The sequence below is a fragment of the Xenorhabdus griffiniae genome, assembly GCF_015163655.1.
GTDB lineage: Bacteria > Pseudomonadota > Gammaproteobacteria > Enterobacterales > Enterobacteriaceae > Xenorhabdus > Xenorhabdus griffiniae.
This window is the reverse complement of record NZ_JADEUF010000091.1, coordinates 1-16169: the sequence shown is the minus strand read 5'-3', so window position 1 is coordinate 16169 and position 16169 is coordinate 1. Positions and strand designations below refer to the sequence as shown.

Below are 16169 nucleotides of genomic sequence, written 5' to 3'. Positions count from 1 at the left end.
GTGACTGCCGTATCTGTAATCCATGTTGCACCTCCAGTACAACACAGTATTGCAGCTAAAGCTGACCGACTAAAGTCGGTGGTTTTAACCTTTCATATGGAAGAATAAAATTTCCATCATAATAATTTAAATTATAATGGCTTCTACCCATCTCACCTCAAGATGCATGTTGTTTCTCCCCGCGAAGCAGGTAGAAACAATGAGTTATGTTGTCTTATAATGAGCAACTTGAAAGGTAACGCGTATAAAATCAGAGTATATTGCATTGAATTTTAAGATTAATACTCAGAATTAATAACGACTTCTTCTCCAAAACGGCCAGCTTTAGGCAGAGGCTGATAAGACGAGTTTGATGCTCTCAGAATACGGATCCCACGAATATTCAACGCACGAGCGGCAGCAATATCAGTATCTGCATCGCCATAATAAATCTTCAAATTATGCTCTTTCATCCAACGAATTTTGTTATTTTTACCTGGTTCATCACCCGTAAAAATAACGGCATTCATTTTATCGACTGGAATATGTAAGTCTTGCTGTAAGTATTTGGTCACTGCCTCTGTCTTAGTTTTTGTACGCGCTGTAATGAAATAAATATCATCCCCCCGCTTTAAGTGCATCTGAACCAGTTCAATGCCGATCTTTTTGGGTATACTGAATTTATCCCATTCATTATTCATTTTTTCCCAAAATGCCGGATTTTTCAGATAACTATTGTCATTAGGTGAGTACTCCGATTTACCACGATAAAAACCTGGACTTGAAAACAGTACGGTATCGTCGATATCAAAACCTACAGCCATTGCTGGCTGGTTTTGTAGGCTGCGCTTAATCTGCTCTACAGATACCCAATGTACCGCATGACGTTGAGCTAAATCTGCCACAGAAACGCCTGAAGCAACTTGCTCAGGCATAAATACTTTTGCTTGTGCCATGCTGTTCAAACCAAAAGCAAGCACAATTGTACTAAATAGCAGGGTAACTTTACGCATCGTTATTCCTTTTTCACATTAGTAGTAACGGTGCGAAATAGTAAACTTTATCACCACATCAAAACGAGACATACCGCACAAGGAGACAAATATCCAAACAAGTTCTATCCCAATTAAAAAAGGGGCATAATACGCCCCCTTCTTAGAAGAAATATCATTCAATGATAAAGTTATTCTTGCAACACAGGTTGTGTCTGTATTTGTGATTGCTCAGTAACCGGAATATCTTGCCCAAAACCACGCAACCCAACAACATGTACATGTTCCTGGTTATTGAAAATCTTACGTACCAGTTTATAAGTTGTCCCTTTTTCTGGACTGATATTTTCCGGTGCAGCGATAATTAACTGCATATGTAAACGTTCACATAACTCAAACAGTGTTGCAATGGATTTCGCATCTAATCGGGCAGCTTCATCAAGGAACAGCAATCGGCACGGAGAAATATCTTTACCACGCAGACGACGTGATTCTTCTTCCCAGCTCTGTACAACCATGACCAGAATGGACATCCCCGTACCAATCGCTTCTCCGGTAGAAAGTGCCCCACTTTCCGCTTTTAGCCAGCCATCCGAACCTCGGTTGACTTCAACTTCCAGCTCAAGGTAATTGCGGTAATCCAGTAATTCTTCACCAATAGTCTGAGGCAAACGCTGTCCTATATCGATTTGCGGGTTCAAACGCTGATAAAGTTTTGCCATCGCTTCTGAGAAGGTCAAGCGCTGGCTGTTGAACAGATCCTGATGCTGTTCCTGCTGTTCAGAAAGCACATCCAACAACAGGGAATGACTTTCACGCACATTCACATTCAGGCGCACACCACCAACCTGTCCAAAAGAAACCGCCTGCAATCCCTGATTCAGCATACGAATGCGATTCTGTTCACGTTGAATGGTTTTGCGAATAATATTTGCCACGCTCTTGGAACTGATTGCCAGTTTCTGCTCACGGGCGGTTAATTCTTCCGTCAAACGCGCCAATTCAATTTCCATCTGTTCAATGGCATCAACCGGATCATCCGTTCGAATAATATCCTGCCGGATACGTTCACGCAGATGCTGGTAAACCGCCACGAAGAATTGGATCTTACGCTCAGGACGCTTCGGATCTTCAGATAAACGCAACGCGTCGCGCAGATGTTCATTATCGGCCACAGCCAGACGCAATGCCCCCAGCGCTTTATCCGACATTGAACGCAGCTCATCACCATCCATATAAGCCAGTTCGCGACGATGTAAGCGACGTTCAACGCCATTGTCTTTCACCATACGCATAACTGCACACCAGCCCGCCTTGGAAGAAACCACCTGCTCACGTTTCTGGTAATAATCACGTTCAGATTTACGCAATTTTTTCTGGAGGTTTTCCATTTCCGCTTCACAGAACGCGATCTGTTTCTCAAGCTGGTTAATGCGGGAACGGTTAGCATTCACAGCAGCGTGAAGCTGATCACGACGTTCACGGGCACGGCTTTCGGCGTTGGCATCTGCCTGAACACCGATATCTTTCAGCTCCTGCTCAAGTTCTTTCAACATATCTTGCTTGGTGTCATAAGAACTTTTCAGTGATGCCAAGACTTGGTTAAATTGCGCACATTGTGCTTGCTGCTGACGCAATTTTTCACGCGCACGGCTGCGATCAGATTCTGCGTGTTCAAGGCGTTGGCGCAATTTGTCGTTCAGGTCGGCATTTTCGTTAAGCATACCGGCAGAGTCGCTATAGCTGAAATGCGCACGGCGTTGCACTACTTCCGTCAAGGCAAAGGTTTGTTGTTTAGCCTGATTCTGGCTCTGTTTCACAACCTCATAATCCTTCTGCAACTGCTCATGTTGCTGTGGATCACTTTGCAAGACCGAAACCAACGGTTCAAGTTTAGCCAACGCATTACCGTGTTGTTGCAGGAAACGCGCAGCTTCCTGAGCCTCACTCATTTCTTCACGGACGGTTTCCACGCGATCAAACAGGGTTTCATCCAACAAAATCGTCATTTGTGGAATCAGGCGATTTAATAGTGACAGGCTCTCTTTCACCTGAACCAGTTTCCGCTGATGCTGTTGAGCCTGAGTTTCAAATTGCGATAACTCACGCTCCAATTCAGTACGACGCTGACTCAGACGACGAATTTCTGCTTCTGGATCATCATCAAACACAACAGAAAGGTGTTTACCGACAAAACGACCGAAAGCCTGATGCGCACGCTGAACTTTCTGCACATCAAACGAAAGTGTCGCGTAGCGTTCTGCCAGTGTATCACGCTCAAGGCTGAGTGCTTCCAGACGACTTTCTCTTGCTGCCCGCCCAAATAATGGAACTTCAGGATAACGGGAATAACGCCATTGGCGATCGGATGATTTCACCAGAACCGCGTTTTTCTGCTCTTCAAAATGGAAGACGCTGTCATCAAAAGACTGTGGATCTCCCTCAATTAAATAGAGATCTTCCGGGCAATCTTCCAATGTTTCCAGATGTGGACGAAGTAGTGAGAGATCAGGCACGACAATTGCGTGACGTGCAGGACCATACAATGCGGAGAAATAAGGTGCGTCGTCAATGGTAATGTCGTCATAAATTTCAGACAATAAAACACCACCAAAACGCTCTGCCAATGCGAGCAATCGGCTATCTTCGGCACCACTTGGTTGGCTCAAACGTTCAATCTGTTTTTCCAGTTCACGTTTCTGTGCAGCAATATCATCACGTTCAACCGTAATTTCACGCTCTTGCTCAAGCAATTGCTGCATATATTCAGTCACATCGTGACTATTTTCGAATGTTTCATTGCATTGTTCACTCAGCTGCTCCAAGGATTCCTGTGCCGCCAACCACACGGGTGCCCGTGCGGTCAGCCCTTGAATTTTTTGCTTGAGCTGTTCAAATTCCTGACGTATTTGAATACGACGTTCACCACTTTCATTGGCGCCCAGGCTCAATTCTTCCAACTGAGCTTCCAGCTCACCCCGTAACGCCTCCAGGTCTTCTGCCTGATATTGCTGATTATGACGCTTACAAAACTCTTCCAACAAACGTTCTGCATTTTGCTGACTGTTCAGGCGTTGTTCCAGTTCGGCCAACTGGATACGCAAAGGTTGGACGCGCTCAGCCAGATGACGCTGGGATGGCCATTCACGCAATGCTTCACGAGCAGCTTGCCAGGCTTCACTACGGCTCACTTCACCAATAATACTTTTTACCAGTTGGTAAGCCTGCTCAAACTGACTATGCGCTGCGTCAGCAACGCTCAATTTCTGTTCCAGCGCCAGCAACATCTCTGTCGCTTGCTGCGCTTTGGCCTGATAGGTTTCTTGCCATTCGTCAGCATTTTCTATCGACAGTTCGGGAAGCTGGCAAAGTTCACGGGCACGCTCTAATGCTTGCAATGCTTGCTGGTATTGAATAGCGCGAGTTTGCTGTACATCCAACGCTTGTTGGTAGTCAGCAAGCTGGCTTTTCAGTTCATCAACTTCTTGTTCTGCTGCTTCACATGTGGCTTCATATTCCGCCTGCAGATCTCTCGCCTCTTCTACAACTTCGCTCTGTTCTTCCAGTCGGTAGGTCAGCTCTTCAATATCAGACTGGTAGCGATCGATTTTTTCCTGCTGGCGCATCGCCGTTTGAACCAAATTCAGGTGATCACTGGCCGCCTGATAATCCATTTCTAAATCAGAAGAGGCTCCGCTTTGTTCCGCCAGTTCCCGCGCCATTTCAACATGGCGATATCGTTCAGCGACCAGTTGGCGGCGGCTGCCAAATAATTCACTACGCAAAGCCAGTGCCTCATCCAGATGAACGCGGCGTTCGTTGGCATGACGCATATAGTCAGCAGACACATAAGCCGTAGCTTCTGTGATAAGGTGCTTGAAAAGATCACGGTCGGATTGGGTGACACGGATAGCTTCCAACGTAATGCGATTTTCACGCAATGCAGCTTCCATATCCTGAAATGCTTTTCTGACGCCGCTGTTTTCCGGTAACAAGTAATCACGCAATGAGCGGGTAATAGCACTGGAAATTCCGCCATATAATGATGCTTCTATCAGACGATAAAACTTGCTGCGGTCACTCGCTGAACGCAAACGTTTTGGGATCACGCCCAAATCAAACATCAGGGCGTGATAATCGGTAATCGAGTTAAATTGTTTGAACTGAACGCCTTCCATCTTATCAAGGCGTTCCTTTAGTTCATTTAACGGCAGCACCCGCGCCTGACGTTCGTTGATATTGTCAGTCAATAACTGCGTTGGCTGAATCGACGCAGGAACTCCCTGAATCATAAAGGGTTTAATATCAACTTTTCGATCACGTCCTGCGACTTGTTGTAAACGGACTCCGGTGATGATACGTTGATGGCGGGAATTAACCACATCCAACGTGGAGTAGCAAACACCTGACCGTAACTTACCGTGCAACCCTTTATCACGTGAACCTGAGGTTGCCCCCGCTTCTGTCGTATTGCGGAAATGGAGCAATGTTAAATCAGGGATCAATGCAGTGACAAAGGCTGCCATTGTGGTTGATTTACCAGCACCATTACCGCCGGATAAAGTTGTCACAAGTTCGTCAAGATCAAACGTTCTGGCAAAAAAACCATTCCAATTAACTAACGTCAGTGAGCGAAATTTACCGCGTTCAATCATGACTGCTCATCCTCCGTATCTTCTGCTGAATGCCCTGATGCTTCTTCATGTTCATTATCTTCCTGCGATGTTTCCCTTTCTACTGGCATGGCTTCACCATCACGGATCATCCGTAATTGTGCCTCGCGTGGGTCATCACCGCTGCGTACATCTGCACCGAAGCGAAAGACCGCTTCAGTAATCGTAAATTTATTACTGTCGTTTTGCAGGAAATAAACCATCCCCAGACGACGTAAGCGGTTTAAAGCAGTACGCGCTTTTTCCTGCAATTTCTGTTTGTCCAGATCTGAACCGGTCGAACGTTGGTTCACTAATTTCACCAGCTTATTTTCGTCTGCCAATGACAATAATTCTTCGTACAGTTCCTGAAAGGTAAATATTCCCTGATTGGACAGGCGCTCTGGGCTAAGGTAAAGGTAGCACAGGATTTTACCTACCATCATATCCAATTCAGACAGCACAGAGCGCGGGATCAGCGTCGTCGAACGGGGACGCAGGTAGAAAAAACCTTCTGGTGCACGGATTAACTCGACGTTATAACGCGCATAAAACATTTCCAACTCTTCCTGAAAATCCATCAGAAAAGCGTGATTATCAAGATCATCCAGACTAATATGGCGCCCTGCGCGCAGTTGACTGTCTAATTCAGGGAAAAGTGTATTGGATAATGCCTGAGCCAGTTTCACTGGCATAAGTTGTTCAATATGTGTCGATGACATGTGCCTGTACCTTGGCTCCGTAATCATTAATCGCTAACCATTCCGCCGGTAAACCAGAGAAATCCGCTTCTGCAACCCCCAACCTGACCGCTTGATCCACCAAGATACGTGCCACATCAAAATGGCGTTTACGTGGATACTGGACAAGGTAGTCGCGCAGTACAGCTCCCAAATCCAGAGGAAGTTTTGCCTGCTGGTAAACCGCCAGCGCCTGCTCTATCATTTCAGCTAATTGTTCATTGATTTCACTAAACTCTTCGTATTCCATTTCTGGCGGTAATTCTCCCATTACCTCTTCATTACGCAGAGTCAGCTCTTCATCACGCATATCCAGAAAACGTTCTGCGTTAGCGACCGTCAAGGTCCACGGGCTGTCAAAATAGTGTTGAATAGATTGACGAAGGCGCTGGGCAAAAATGCGGTTTTTATCCATATCAATGGCAGTTCGGATAAATTTGTGAACATGGCGATCATAACCTATCCACAAATCAATAGCTTGTTGCCCCCAACTGATAATGCGATCCAATTTGCTTTGCAAATCAAAAACCAGTTTATCGACCAACTCAGAACCGCCGCTGTCCATATTTGCGGCTTGGATACGTAATAGATTCGCCTGCAATTTATCGCCCGCCGCTTCCAAAGTATCCTGAAGTTCCCGCAACGTGCCGGAGGTTTCAGACAACAATTGTTCACAATTAGCAATGGCCGCCTTCCAATCCTGATTGAGTAATGCGGCGATATCAGTTTTTACACTGTTTTGCTGTTCATCCATCAAGCGCTGGGACATATCGATGCTGTCAAAAATTTCAGCGACAGAATATTTAAGAGGAGCAAAAACATTGCGGTGCCAATGTAATTCATCGCCCCCTTCTTCGGCTGCCTCCGCTGCCCGGTGCAATTCGTTAGCAACGATAGATAACTGCATAGAAAGACGCAACGTGGAGAATTCACGCTGGCGGATATAATAATCACTGATGCCAATTCCCAGTGGAGTCAGGCGATAAATGGCATTGCCATCCGCCAATTCACTGGTAAAACGGTTAAGTAACTTCTGGCGCACCATATCATTAATGGCATTATTCGCCCTGACGGATACCGCTTCCGAAGTCTGCTCAAAACCTTTACAGACTTCACGAAAGGCATCCACCAGCTCCCCTTCACTCATTTCACCATCAAGCCGTTCACTGTTTAATACGGCAATAGCCAGCAAAAAAGCCAAGCGTTCTGGTGGCAACGAAATTGAAAAATCATTTTTTCTGGCCCAGGACACAAGTTCAGGAACCGTCTGGGAATATTCACTCATAGTTCGCTCTTTAAGGTAGGCTTGCGTGCCATCACATGAATGTAACGCCCCAGGCTGATATAGGGCTCCTGTCTGCAATAACGCTGTTCAAGTTCAAGCAACGCCGGAAAATTTGTGTCTTGTAATTGACGACTTTGCAAGTAATCGTGAAAAACTCTCACGCCTGTTTTACCTGTTATTTCCATCTTAAGTTCAGTTAGCCATTGATATACCTGTTCTGGTATTAATGGATTTTGTGGCGATAGAGAGCGTTTTCGACGACGCTGAATTTTAGGCGTCGCCAAATGAAAGTTACCCAAGATAGCATTACGCATGACCAGCCCATTCGCATTATAAAACATTAATGAAAGTGCACCACCGGGCGTTATCATATCTTCCAATGTCTCTATTACATCTTTTTGGTCGGTGATCCATTCCAAGACAGCATGAAATAAAATCAGATCAACGGGCTGTTCAATATGCTGGTGAATTTCCTGTACCGGGCTTTGGATAAATTGCATCTGAGCGAGAACACCCCGTTCTTCGGCGTTATATTCCGCTCTCTGGATCATCTCTTTTGATAAATCACAAAGTATGACCTGATGTCCCAATTCAGCTAACTGGCAGGCCATATTACCTTCACCGCCCCCTGCATCCAAAATGCGCAAAGGACGTTGAGGCAAATGATTCAGCAATTCGTTAATATCCTGCCAGACAACGGCTTGCCTGATTTTACCTTTGGTTGTGCCGTAAATATTACGCGAAAATTTGTCTGCAATATCATCGAAATTGCGATCCCGCATGAAAAACCGCCCCACTTATAAGCTAAATTTAATTTATCTATTGAGTAATGATGCTATCTACTGCTATTTTTACTACCGTTATTTTTACTACTATTATTTTGGCACAGTAATCATTTAATTAACTACTTTTAGCCTTAAATTTGCCATTGCGCGATTATAATTTAACCAACCTAAGGCCAATCAATGTTATTTCTGTTAAAAAAATATATCGGCTCGCTATTAATGCCTTTGCCGTTGATTATTATTGTCTCTTTTGCCGCCCTGCTATTACTATGGTTTACCCGTTGGCAAAAAACAGGGAAAGCCATTTTATCACTCAGTTGGCTGGCATTACTTTTATTTAGTTTACAGCCTGTCGCGGATAAACTCTTACTCCCTGTCGAGGGAAAATATGTTCAACGTTATGAACCAGACACAACACCTATCACTCCCATAAAATATATTGTGGTTCTTGGAGGCGGTTTTACTTATAACCCCCAATGGGCTCCCAGCGCCAACCTTACCAGTAACAGCTTGCCCAGAGTGACGGAGGGGATTCGGTTATATCGTCTCAATCCTGGCGCCAAAATGATTTTTACTGGCGGCAAAGGCGTTAATGCCATTAGCAGTGCCGAAGTTGCTGCTATGGTAGCACAATCTCTGGGAATTCCTGTAGAAGACACGATAGCATTAAAAAAACCCTTAGATACAGAAGAAGAAGCTGCTGAAGTTGAAAAAATCGTTGGGCAACAACCTTTCATTCTTGTCACTTCTGCCAATCATATGGAACGATCTCTCAAGTTTTTTGCACAACGAGGTCTGCATCCCATTGCGGGCCCTGCCAATCAATTGGCCGTCACAACGCCTCTATATTCGTGGGAAAAATATCTTCCTTCTCCCTACTATTTATCACACACCGAGCGTGCCTGGTATGAGACATTAGGCCGCATCTGGCAGGCTATTAAACCTGTAAGTCAGGATATACGTATTGAACAATCAAAAGACCTTCAACCAAAAGAGGGTGAGAAATAACATCAGAATGAGCAGTGAAGTGTGACGAAAAAAGAGAATGCCGTATAAACGTTACGGCATTCTCTTTTAAATTTCACCCGATTTCAGACAAAAAGATCAGAGTGTGGCAAAAACTTTTCTGACGGCTTCCAGATCTTCCGGTGTATCAACACCTGTACCGGGCGCTTGTAGTGCTTTTGCTACATGGATCTTTTCACCGTACCAAAGCACCCTTAATTGTTCGAGCATTTCGATACTTTCCAAGGGGCTTGGAGTCCACTGGATATAACGTCGAATAAACCCCGCCCGATACGCATAAATTCCAATATGGCGCAGGAAATGCTCTCCAATAGACTCTGTTGATTGCATAAAGCGATCACGTTCCCATGGGATCGTAGCACGAGAAAAATAGAGGGCATAACCTTGTGAATCCATCACAACTTTGACAGCATTGGGATTAAATGCTTCTTCTGCATCCTGGATCTGCACGGCAAGCGTTGCCATTCCTGCATTACTGTCAGCTAAATTATCAGCCACTTGTTTGATGATCTGTTCTGGGATAAGGGGTTCATCACCCTGAACATTCACAATAATTTCATCATCGGCAAATTGGTATTTATCGATAACCTCAGCCAAACGCTCTGTACCTGAATGGTGATTTTCACGTGTCATGCAAGCTTCACCGCCTGCCGCAATCACTGCATCAAACACTGCTTGATGATCCGTTGCCACAATAACCCGATCAGCACCAGAACGGACAGCCCGTTCCATTACACGCACAACCATTGGCTTACCATGAATATCAGCCAATGGTTTGCCAGGTAAACGGGTTGAGGAAAAACGTGCCGGAATGATAACGGTAAACATGGGTTATTGATTTTCCTCTGTAGGCAGGACACGTGCTTCATTCTCTAGCAACACAGGAATGCCATCACGGAAGGGAAAAGCGAGACGATCAAACTTACAAATCAGTTCAAAGTTTTCTTTATCATAACTGAGCTTGCCATGACATAGCGGACAAGCAATGATTTCGAGTAAACGGTGATCCATATATCCCCCATCAAATTTAATGTGGCTCAGAATACCATAAGCAATGTATCACCGTTAACTTTGTTGCTTTGTTTAATTTCTCTTATTTTGCTTAGTATGGTGAGGTGAGAATAGCCCTGCATTATTGGTGAGTATTTAATGCTGGCAGTAAGGCACAGATATCATTCAACACCTTTTGCCCTTTTTCCTCAGGCAATTCAGCGTGTACAGGCAAATACCACCAGTTAGGTTGAGCAAATTGGAAACATTTAACCGCATCTTTTTCTGTCATCAATAAATTTTGATCACTATTTGCCAAAGCCAATAATTGGGATTGTTCGTACGCCTGATGATCAGCAAAAGCATATGTTTTCTGTAATTTCGCTCCTAATTGCTGCAATGTTGCAAAAAAACGCGGTGGATGACCAATTCCTGCCATCGCAACACCATTGGAAAGATCAGTCACCTTTCGCGTTTCCCCAGTCAGCAAATTAACCGCCAAATCGCCCTTTAGAGTCATTGGTAATTCACCCGATTCGGGTGTTCCACCATTAACAATGATGGCATTGACACTATTCAAGCGTCCCGCCAATTCTCGCATAGGGCCAGCAGGTAACCAGCAACCATTGCCAAAACGACGAACGCCATCAATGACGACAATCTCATAATCACGCTGCAAGGCATAATGCTGAAGACCATCATCGGTAATGACGATATCAACCGGAGCATGCGATAATAATGCCTGAATGGCTTCTGCTCGCTTTGGTGCCACTGCAACAGGTACACCAGTACGACGACGAATTAAAACAGGTTCATCCCCTGCTTGTGCCGTAGTTACTTCATCGGTAACCAATAACGGGTAATGTGCCGATTTCCCGCCATAACCACGCGAAACAACGCCAACCCGATAACCTTTTTGCTGCAACTGTTCAACCAGCCAAATAACAACCGGAGTTTTGCCATTTCCTCCTGCCGTCAAATTACCGACAACCACAACAGGCACTGGTGCTTTCCAGGAGCGGCTCAATCCTAGTTTATAGCTTAAACGCCGCAAGCCGCTTATCAGCCCATAAAGGGCTGATAATGGCAATAATACGATGTAAAGCCGCGAGCGACCTGACCATATGCGTTCAATCATTGGCCAAATTGCATCCTATGTAACTGAGCATATGCCCCATCATGTTGCAACAAAGTCGCATGATTGCCCCTTTCTATGATATTCCCATCTTCAATGACGATAATTTCATCGGCATTTTCAATAGTAGAAAGACGGTGAGCAATGACCAATGAAGTTCTGTTTTTCTGTAATTCATCTAATGCAGCCTGAATTGCTCGTTCAGATTCTGTATCCAATGCAGAAGTGGCTTCATCCAAAATTAAAATCGGAGAATCACGCAATAAAGCACGGGCAATCGCAATACGCTGACGCTGGCCCCCAGAAAGCAAAACACCATTTTCACCGATCATGGTATCAAGGCCATTATCCAGTTTTTTGATAAAGTCCATTGCATAAGCCATTTCTGCCGCCCGCTCTATCTCTTCGCGGCTAAAGCATCTTTCGCTAGCGTAAGCAATATTATTGGCAACCGTATCATTGAATAGGTGGACATTTTGCGATACTAACGCGATTTGGTTACGCAGTGAAGCCAGGGTATATTCACGCAGGTCATGACCGTCTAATACTATCTCACCTTCATTCACGTCATAAAAACGCGTCAGGAGATTGGCAATTGTCGATTTACCTGATCCTGAACGCCCCACCAATGCAATCGTCTTTCCCGCTGGGATCGTCATTGAAATATTTTTCAATGCAGGATGATCCTTGGTTGGATAACAGAAAGTAACATGTCGGAATTCAAGATTGCCTTTTGCCTTTTTGATTTCCAATTTACCTTCGTCTTTTTCCTGCTCCATATCCAGGATAGTAAATAAGGTCTGACATGCAGCCATACCACGTTGGAATTGGGCATTAACGTTAGTTAATGACTTCAATGGGCGCATCAGAGCAATCATAGATGAGAATACAACAGTGATTTTCCCTGCGGTTAAAGCCCCCATAATTTCAGGAAAACTGGCTGCATACAGGATAAATGCCAGTGCAAAAGAAGCAATAAGCTGGATAATCGGATCTGAAATGGAATCAGCAGTGACCATTTTCATACCCTGCTGGCGCATATGGTTGCTGACTTTGTTAAAGCGTTCAGTTTCAACTTTTTGACCACCAAAAATTAAAACTTCTTTGTGCCCTTTCAGCATCTGTTCAGCACTGGTTGTTACCATCCCCATGCTGCTTTGCATATTTTTACTAATATTACGAAAACGCACGGAAACAAGACGAATAACTCCCGCAACTATCGGCGCAATGACGATCAAAATAAGCGAGAGTTCCCAACTGTAATAAAACATCAGTATAAACAGGCCAATAATTGATGCGCCTTCCCTGACAACCGTCACTAATGCACCGGAGGAAGAGGAGGCAACCTGTTCTGAATCGTATGTAATACGGGAAAGCAAAGTCCCCGTGGATTGCTGGTCAAAGAAGGAAACAGGCATTCCCATCATATGATTGAATAAGCGGCGACGCATCTGCATGACCACTTTGCCTGATACCCAAGAGAGACAATAACTCGATATAAAACCAGATATGCCACGCAACAACATCAATCCGATAACAACCAGTGGCATCCACTTCAATACGCCAATGTCTGCCTTACCAAAACCCTCATCAAGCAAAGGCTTCAACAAGGAAAGCATCAATGTATCACCGGCAGCATTAATGACTAGCGCAACCGCCGAGACGATCAGACCGATTTTAAAAGGGGTAATGATCGGCCACAATCGGCGAAAGGTCTGCCAGGTAGAAAGGTCTTTATCATTCATTATTGAGTTACCAAAACCAAAAGAAATAGCGAATCATTCTACTCATGATCGCCATGAATACCAAACCACTGATGATACCATCGTGACACTATTTGTTGTCGATAACCTTTTAATTTAATGTCATCGCGATAAACATAGCCGGTTATCTGACCAGAAACCGCTGTGCTATGCCATTCAATGCCAGCATTTTTGTAGCGTTGTTTCACCTTTACTGAAGGCAATCGCCACGGGCTATAGCGTGCAACTGAAGCCAAAGCATATCGAGGCATAACTCTGCGTATAAACACCGAAGTAGAAGAGGTGTTACTCCCATGATGAGGTACTTGTAGTATTGTTGCACGCAGATGATCCTTCTCAAGCTCCAATAAGCGGTATTCGCCCGATTTTTCTAAATCTCCTGTTAATAATAGACTGTACTTACCATCATCAATACGGATCACGCAAGATTGATTATTGCCAACTATAACTGACTTTTCTGGAGGCCAAAGAACGGCAAAATTTAATCCCTGCCATGTCCACTTTTCACCACGGACACAAGGTAAATGGGCCTGATTTAGAGAAGGGCTTCTAATTTGGATATCGGGATACTTTTCAGTTAGATATTCTATTCCTCCCGTATGATCCAAATGATCATGACTCAGGATTATTTGCCCTGGTGTTAACCGATGCCAACGCAAATAAGGTTCAATAACTTTTTCTGCCATGCTGCCCGTTTCCCAACGATTTCCTGTATCAAATACAATCGCTTCCCCTCCCTTATCGATGACCACAGCTAATCCATGCCCCACATCCAGCATGGAAAAACGCCATTGATAATCATTAGAACGTTTGGAATAACACGCAATAATTCCAATGCAAATACCCAACAACCATTTATAAGATCGCCACCAATCTAAGCGCCAAATCACAACAAAAAACCAGCCGATTAACGTAATAACTATCGGATAGTACCCTGTTTCAAACCATGAATATGTCAAAATAGGTAAAGGTGCCAAAGCAAATAAAATACTGTAATCAACAAGCTGCCATAAAAAGGGTTGGATCACCGGAAGAAAGAGACAAACCATCCCCAACATAACCAACGGAACAGATAAAAAAGAGATAATTGGAATAGCCCACAGGTTAGCCACCAATGATGCAATATTAACGCTCTGAAATAACAAAAGCTGTAACGGTAACAACATTAGAAACATGCCCAACTGCATATGCAGTGCGCGCAGCCATGACCACTGCCACCCCTGACGTATCTTTTCAGGCAAAGGCATCCAATAAAACCAAAATAACAGTGCCATTACCGCAGTAAATGAGAGCCAGAAACTGTCAGAAAGTATTGCCAAAGGATCGAAAAATAAAATCAAGGCGGCACTCCATAAAGCCCATTGCCATGAAAAACACAGCCGGCTTTTGCACCGTAAATAAATCCATAAAGTTAGCCCTAATATTGCCCGAACGGCTGGAATTCCCCAACCAGACAGCCACCCATACAGCATTGCGGTTAACCAGCCCATGATCAATGGAAAGCGAAATCCAATCCATTTTGCAGGAAAGAAAAATTGCGTCATTCTTGCAAAACTCCAGCCAAATAAGCTGGCCATTGCAATATGCAGCCCTGAAATTGCCATCAAATGCGCAATACCTGTCTGCTGTAATAGCAAGCGAGTGGATTTATCCAACCACGTCCTTTCACCAAACGAGAGTGCCAAGACAATACCCGCTTGTTTTAATGGTTGAATTTCTGGTAACAGCTTATTAATGAGACTTTGTCGGAGATTACAATTTTTATCGAGAGGTTTTGCCTCAATAATTTTTCCATTCAATGGCTGGCGAATAGAAAGTGAATATCGTTGGCTATCGAAACTACCATGGTTTAATTGAGCATGAACAGGTCTGAGTTTCATTGTCATCTGCCACTTCTGACCGGCACATAGCAACTCTTGAGAGTTCCATGATACTGACGCATATAAGGCAGGAATAATATATTTCCCATCACTCTCAATCAGCTTAATACGATAACGCGCCTTCTTATCTTCCTTCTTCGTATTATTTTCCAACGATACACTATCAATCATAACGATTGCAGTGCGAGATGTTTCGCTGAAATAAGTCACTTGAGCCAATATATGCTGACCATGCCAACATCCGAAAATAAATGCCCATAATGCTAATGATACTAGTCGTATAATCTTATAAGGAAAAAATAATAAGAAAAATGCAAGGATAACCAGGTATTGAATGACTTTTTGTTGAGGAAGCTCTGCAAGAAATAATAAGGGAAAAACTCCCAATATAATGGCTAATGCCGCCCAATTTAGACTGATAAGTGGCGCTGGTTTTCGCCAAATGGTAAACAAACAGGTAAAAAGAGAAAATATTATCGGCTGCATCCATTATGCCTCTGTGCTGACATTCCATTCACGCAAGAGAGCTTATGACATAGTAAATCTTACTGCCAGTTAGAAAAATGTTTTCGTGGAATCGCTTCGCAAATTAATTTTTAAACAAAAGAAACGATCTCAAAAAAATACGTCTATTCTCACAAAAACCAGAGATGCATTAAATTAGATATATACCCATCTCACTTCAAGATTCATATTGTTTCTCCCCGCTTCGCGGGGAGAAACAATGAGTTACGTTATCTTATAATGAGCAACTTGAAAGATAACGCGTATACCAATCCAACCTCAAGTTGTAACTTGCAAATCAAAGGGATTGTTTATATCTCCCCGCTACGCGCTGAGGAATCCCCAGAAAATAGACAAGCATAGCGTTGTGTGATCTACTGATTGTTCCACCAAGTCAATAGGGTCACTGCTATGCCTGCACGTCAAGTATGCCATAAC

General features: G+C 44.0%; 11 protein-coding genes. 1 reads left to right on the top strand and 10 read right to left on the bottom strand.

Features of this window, described 5'->3' with window-relative positions:
* Nucleotides 1–278: 278 nt before the first annotated feature.
* The 5 genes from aphA to cmoM form a co-directional block, all read right to left on the bottom strand.
* Nucleotides 279–992 carry an acid phosphatase AphA gene (aphA, locus tag IQ211_RS13830; protein ID WP_189760639.1) on the bottom strand — a complete coding sequence of 238 codons (714 nt, stop codon included), beginning with the start codon at nucleotides 990–992 and terminating at the stop codon, nucleotides 279–281.
* A 170-nt stretch (nucleotides 993–1162) separates the two neighbouring features.
* A complete protein-coding gene (mukB, locus tag IQ211_RS13825) occupies nucleotides 1163–5626 on the bottom strand; it encodes a chromosome partition protein MukB (protein WP_189760638.1) in 4464 nt (1487 codons plus the stop codon).
* On the bottom strand, nucleotides 5623–6345 hold the full coding sequence (mukE, locus tag IQ211_RS13820) for a chromosome partition protein MukE (RefSeq protein ID WP_189760637.1): 723 nt from the start codon (nucleotides 6343–6345) through the stop codon (nucleotides 5623–5625). Before mukE ends, mukB begins: the two co-directional genes overlap by 4 nt.
* Entirely contained in the window at nucleotides 6326–7648 is a 1323-nt protein-coding gene (gene mukF / locus IQ211_RS13815; protein ID WP_189760636.1) for a chromosome partition protein MukF, read from the bottom strand. The genes mukE and mukF overlap by 20 nt, the downstream gene beginning before the upstream one ends.
* Nucleotides 7645–8430: a tRNA uridine 5-oxyacetic acid(34) methyltransferase CmoM gene (gene cmoM, locus IQ211_RS13810; RefSeq protein ID WP_189760635.1), complete on the bottom strand. Its 786-nt coding sequence runs from the start codon at nucleotides 8428–8430 to the stop codon at nucleotides 7645–7647. Before cmoM ends, mukF begins: the two co-directional genes overlap by 4 nt.
* A 183-nt stretch (nucleotides 8431–8613) precedes the next feature.
* Between cmoM and elyC the strand changes: the two genes are divergently transcribed.
* Nucleotides 8614–9441 (top strand): envelope biogenesis factor ElyC, encoded by an 828-nt coding sequence (gene elyC, locus IQ211_RS13805; protein ID WP_189760634.1) that lies wholly within the window; start codon nucleotides 8614–8616, stop codon nucleotides 9439–9441.
* A gap of 96 nt (nucleotides 9442–9537) precedes the next feature.
* Here elyC and kdsB read toward each other — a convergent pair whose 3' ends face one another.
* The 5 genes from kdsB to IQ211_RS13780 all read right to left on the bottom strand — a co-directional run bounded on the left by kdsB (nucleotide 9538) and on the right by IQ211_RS13780 (nucleotide 15713).
* Nucleotides 9538–10287 carry a 3-deoxy-manno-octulosonate cytidylyltransferase gene (kdsB, locus tag IQ211_RS13800; RefSeq protein ID WP_189760633.1) on the bottom strand — a complete coding sequence of 250 codons (750 nt, stop codon included), beginning with the start codon at nucleotides 10285–10287 and terminating at the stop codon, nucleotides 9538–9540.
* A gap of 3 nt (nucleotides 10288–10290) precedes the next feature.
* Complete coding sequence (locus tag IQ211_RS13795) at nucleotides 10291–10470, bottom strand: Trm112 family protein (protein ID WP_099133267.1); 180 nt, start codon at nucleotides 10468–10470, stop codon at nucleotides 10291–10293.
* A gap of 121 nt (nucleotides 10471–10591) precedes the next feature.
* Nucleotides 10592–11587 carry a tetraacyldisaccharide 4'-kinase gene (gene lpxK, locus IQ211_RS13790; RefSeq protein WP_189760632.1) on the bottom strand — a complete coding sequence of 332 codons (996 nt, stop codon included), beginning with the start codon at nucleotides 11585–11587 and terminating at the stop codon, nucleotides 10592–10594.
* Nucleotides 11584–13332, bottom strand: a complete 1749-nt coding sequence (gene msbA / locus IQ211_RS13785; RefSeq protein ID WP_189760640.1) for a lipid A ABC transporter ATP-binding protein/permease MsbA — start codon at nucleotides 13330–13332, stop codon at nucleotides 11584–11586. Before msbA ends, lpxK begins: the two co-directional genes overlap by 4 nt.
* Before the next feature lie 35 nt (nucleotides 13333–13367).
* On the bottom strand, nucleotides 13368–15713 hold the full coding sequence (locus IQ211_RS13780; RefSeq protein ID WP_189760631.1) for a ComEC family protein: 2346 nt from the start codon (nucleotides 15711–15713) through the stop codon (nucleotides 13368–13370).
* Nucleotides 15714–16169: the final 456 nt, after the last annotated feature.

What these genes read in the sequence shown, in the direction of transcription:
- aphA (WP_189760639.1), bottom strand. Translation starts at nt 992, where the DNA reads ATGCGTAAAGTTACCCTGCTATTTAGTACAATTGTGCTTGCTTTTGGT.
- mukB (WP_189760638.1), bottom strand. Translation starts at nt 5,626, where the DNA reads ATGATTGAACGCGGTAAATTTCGCTCACTGACGTTAGTTAATTGGAAT.
- mukE (WP_189760637.1), bottom strand. Translation starts at nt 6,345, where the DNA reads ATGTCATCGACACATATTGAACAACTTATGCCAGTGAAACTGGCTCAG.
- mukF (WP_189760636.1), bottom strand. Translation starts at nt 7,648, where the DNA reads ATGAGTGAATATTCCCAGACGGTTCCTGAACTTGTGTCCTGGGCCAGA.
- cmoM (WP_189760635.1), bottom strand. Translation starts at nt 8,430, where the DNA reads ATGCGGGATCGCAATTTCGATGATATTGCAGACAAATTTTCGCGTAAT.
- elyC (WP_189760634.1), top strand. Translation starts at nt 8,614, where the DNA reads ATGTTATTTCTGTTAAAAAAATATATCGGCTCGCTATTAATGCCTTTG.
- kdsB (WP_189760633.1), bottom strand. Translation starts at nt 10,287, where the DNA reads ATGTTTACCGTTATCATTCCGGCACGTTTTTCCTCAACCCGTTTACCT.
- IQ211_RS13795 (WP_099133267.1), bottom strand. Translation starts at nt 10,470, where the DNA reads ATGGATCACCGTTTACTCGAAATCATTGCTTGTCCGCTATGTCATGGC.
- lpxK (WP_189760632.1), bottom strand. Translation starts at nt 11,587, where the DNA reads ATGATTGAACGCATATGGTCAGGTCGCTCGCGGCTTTACATCGTATTA.
- IQ211_RS13780 (WP_189760631.1), bottom strand. Translation starts at nt 15,713, where the DNA reads ATGCAGCCGATAATATTTTCTCTTTTTACCTGTTTGTTTACCATTTGG.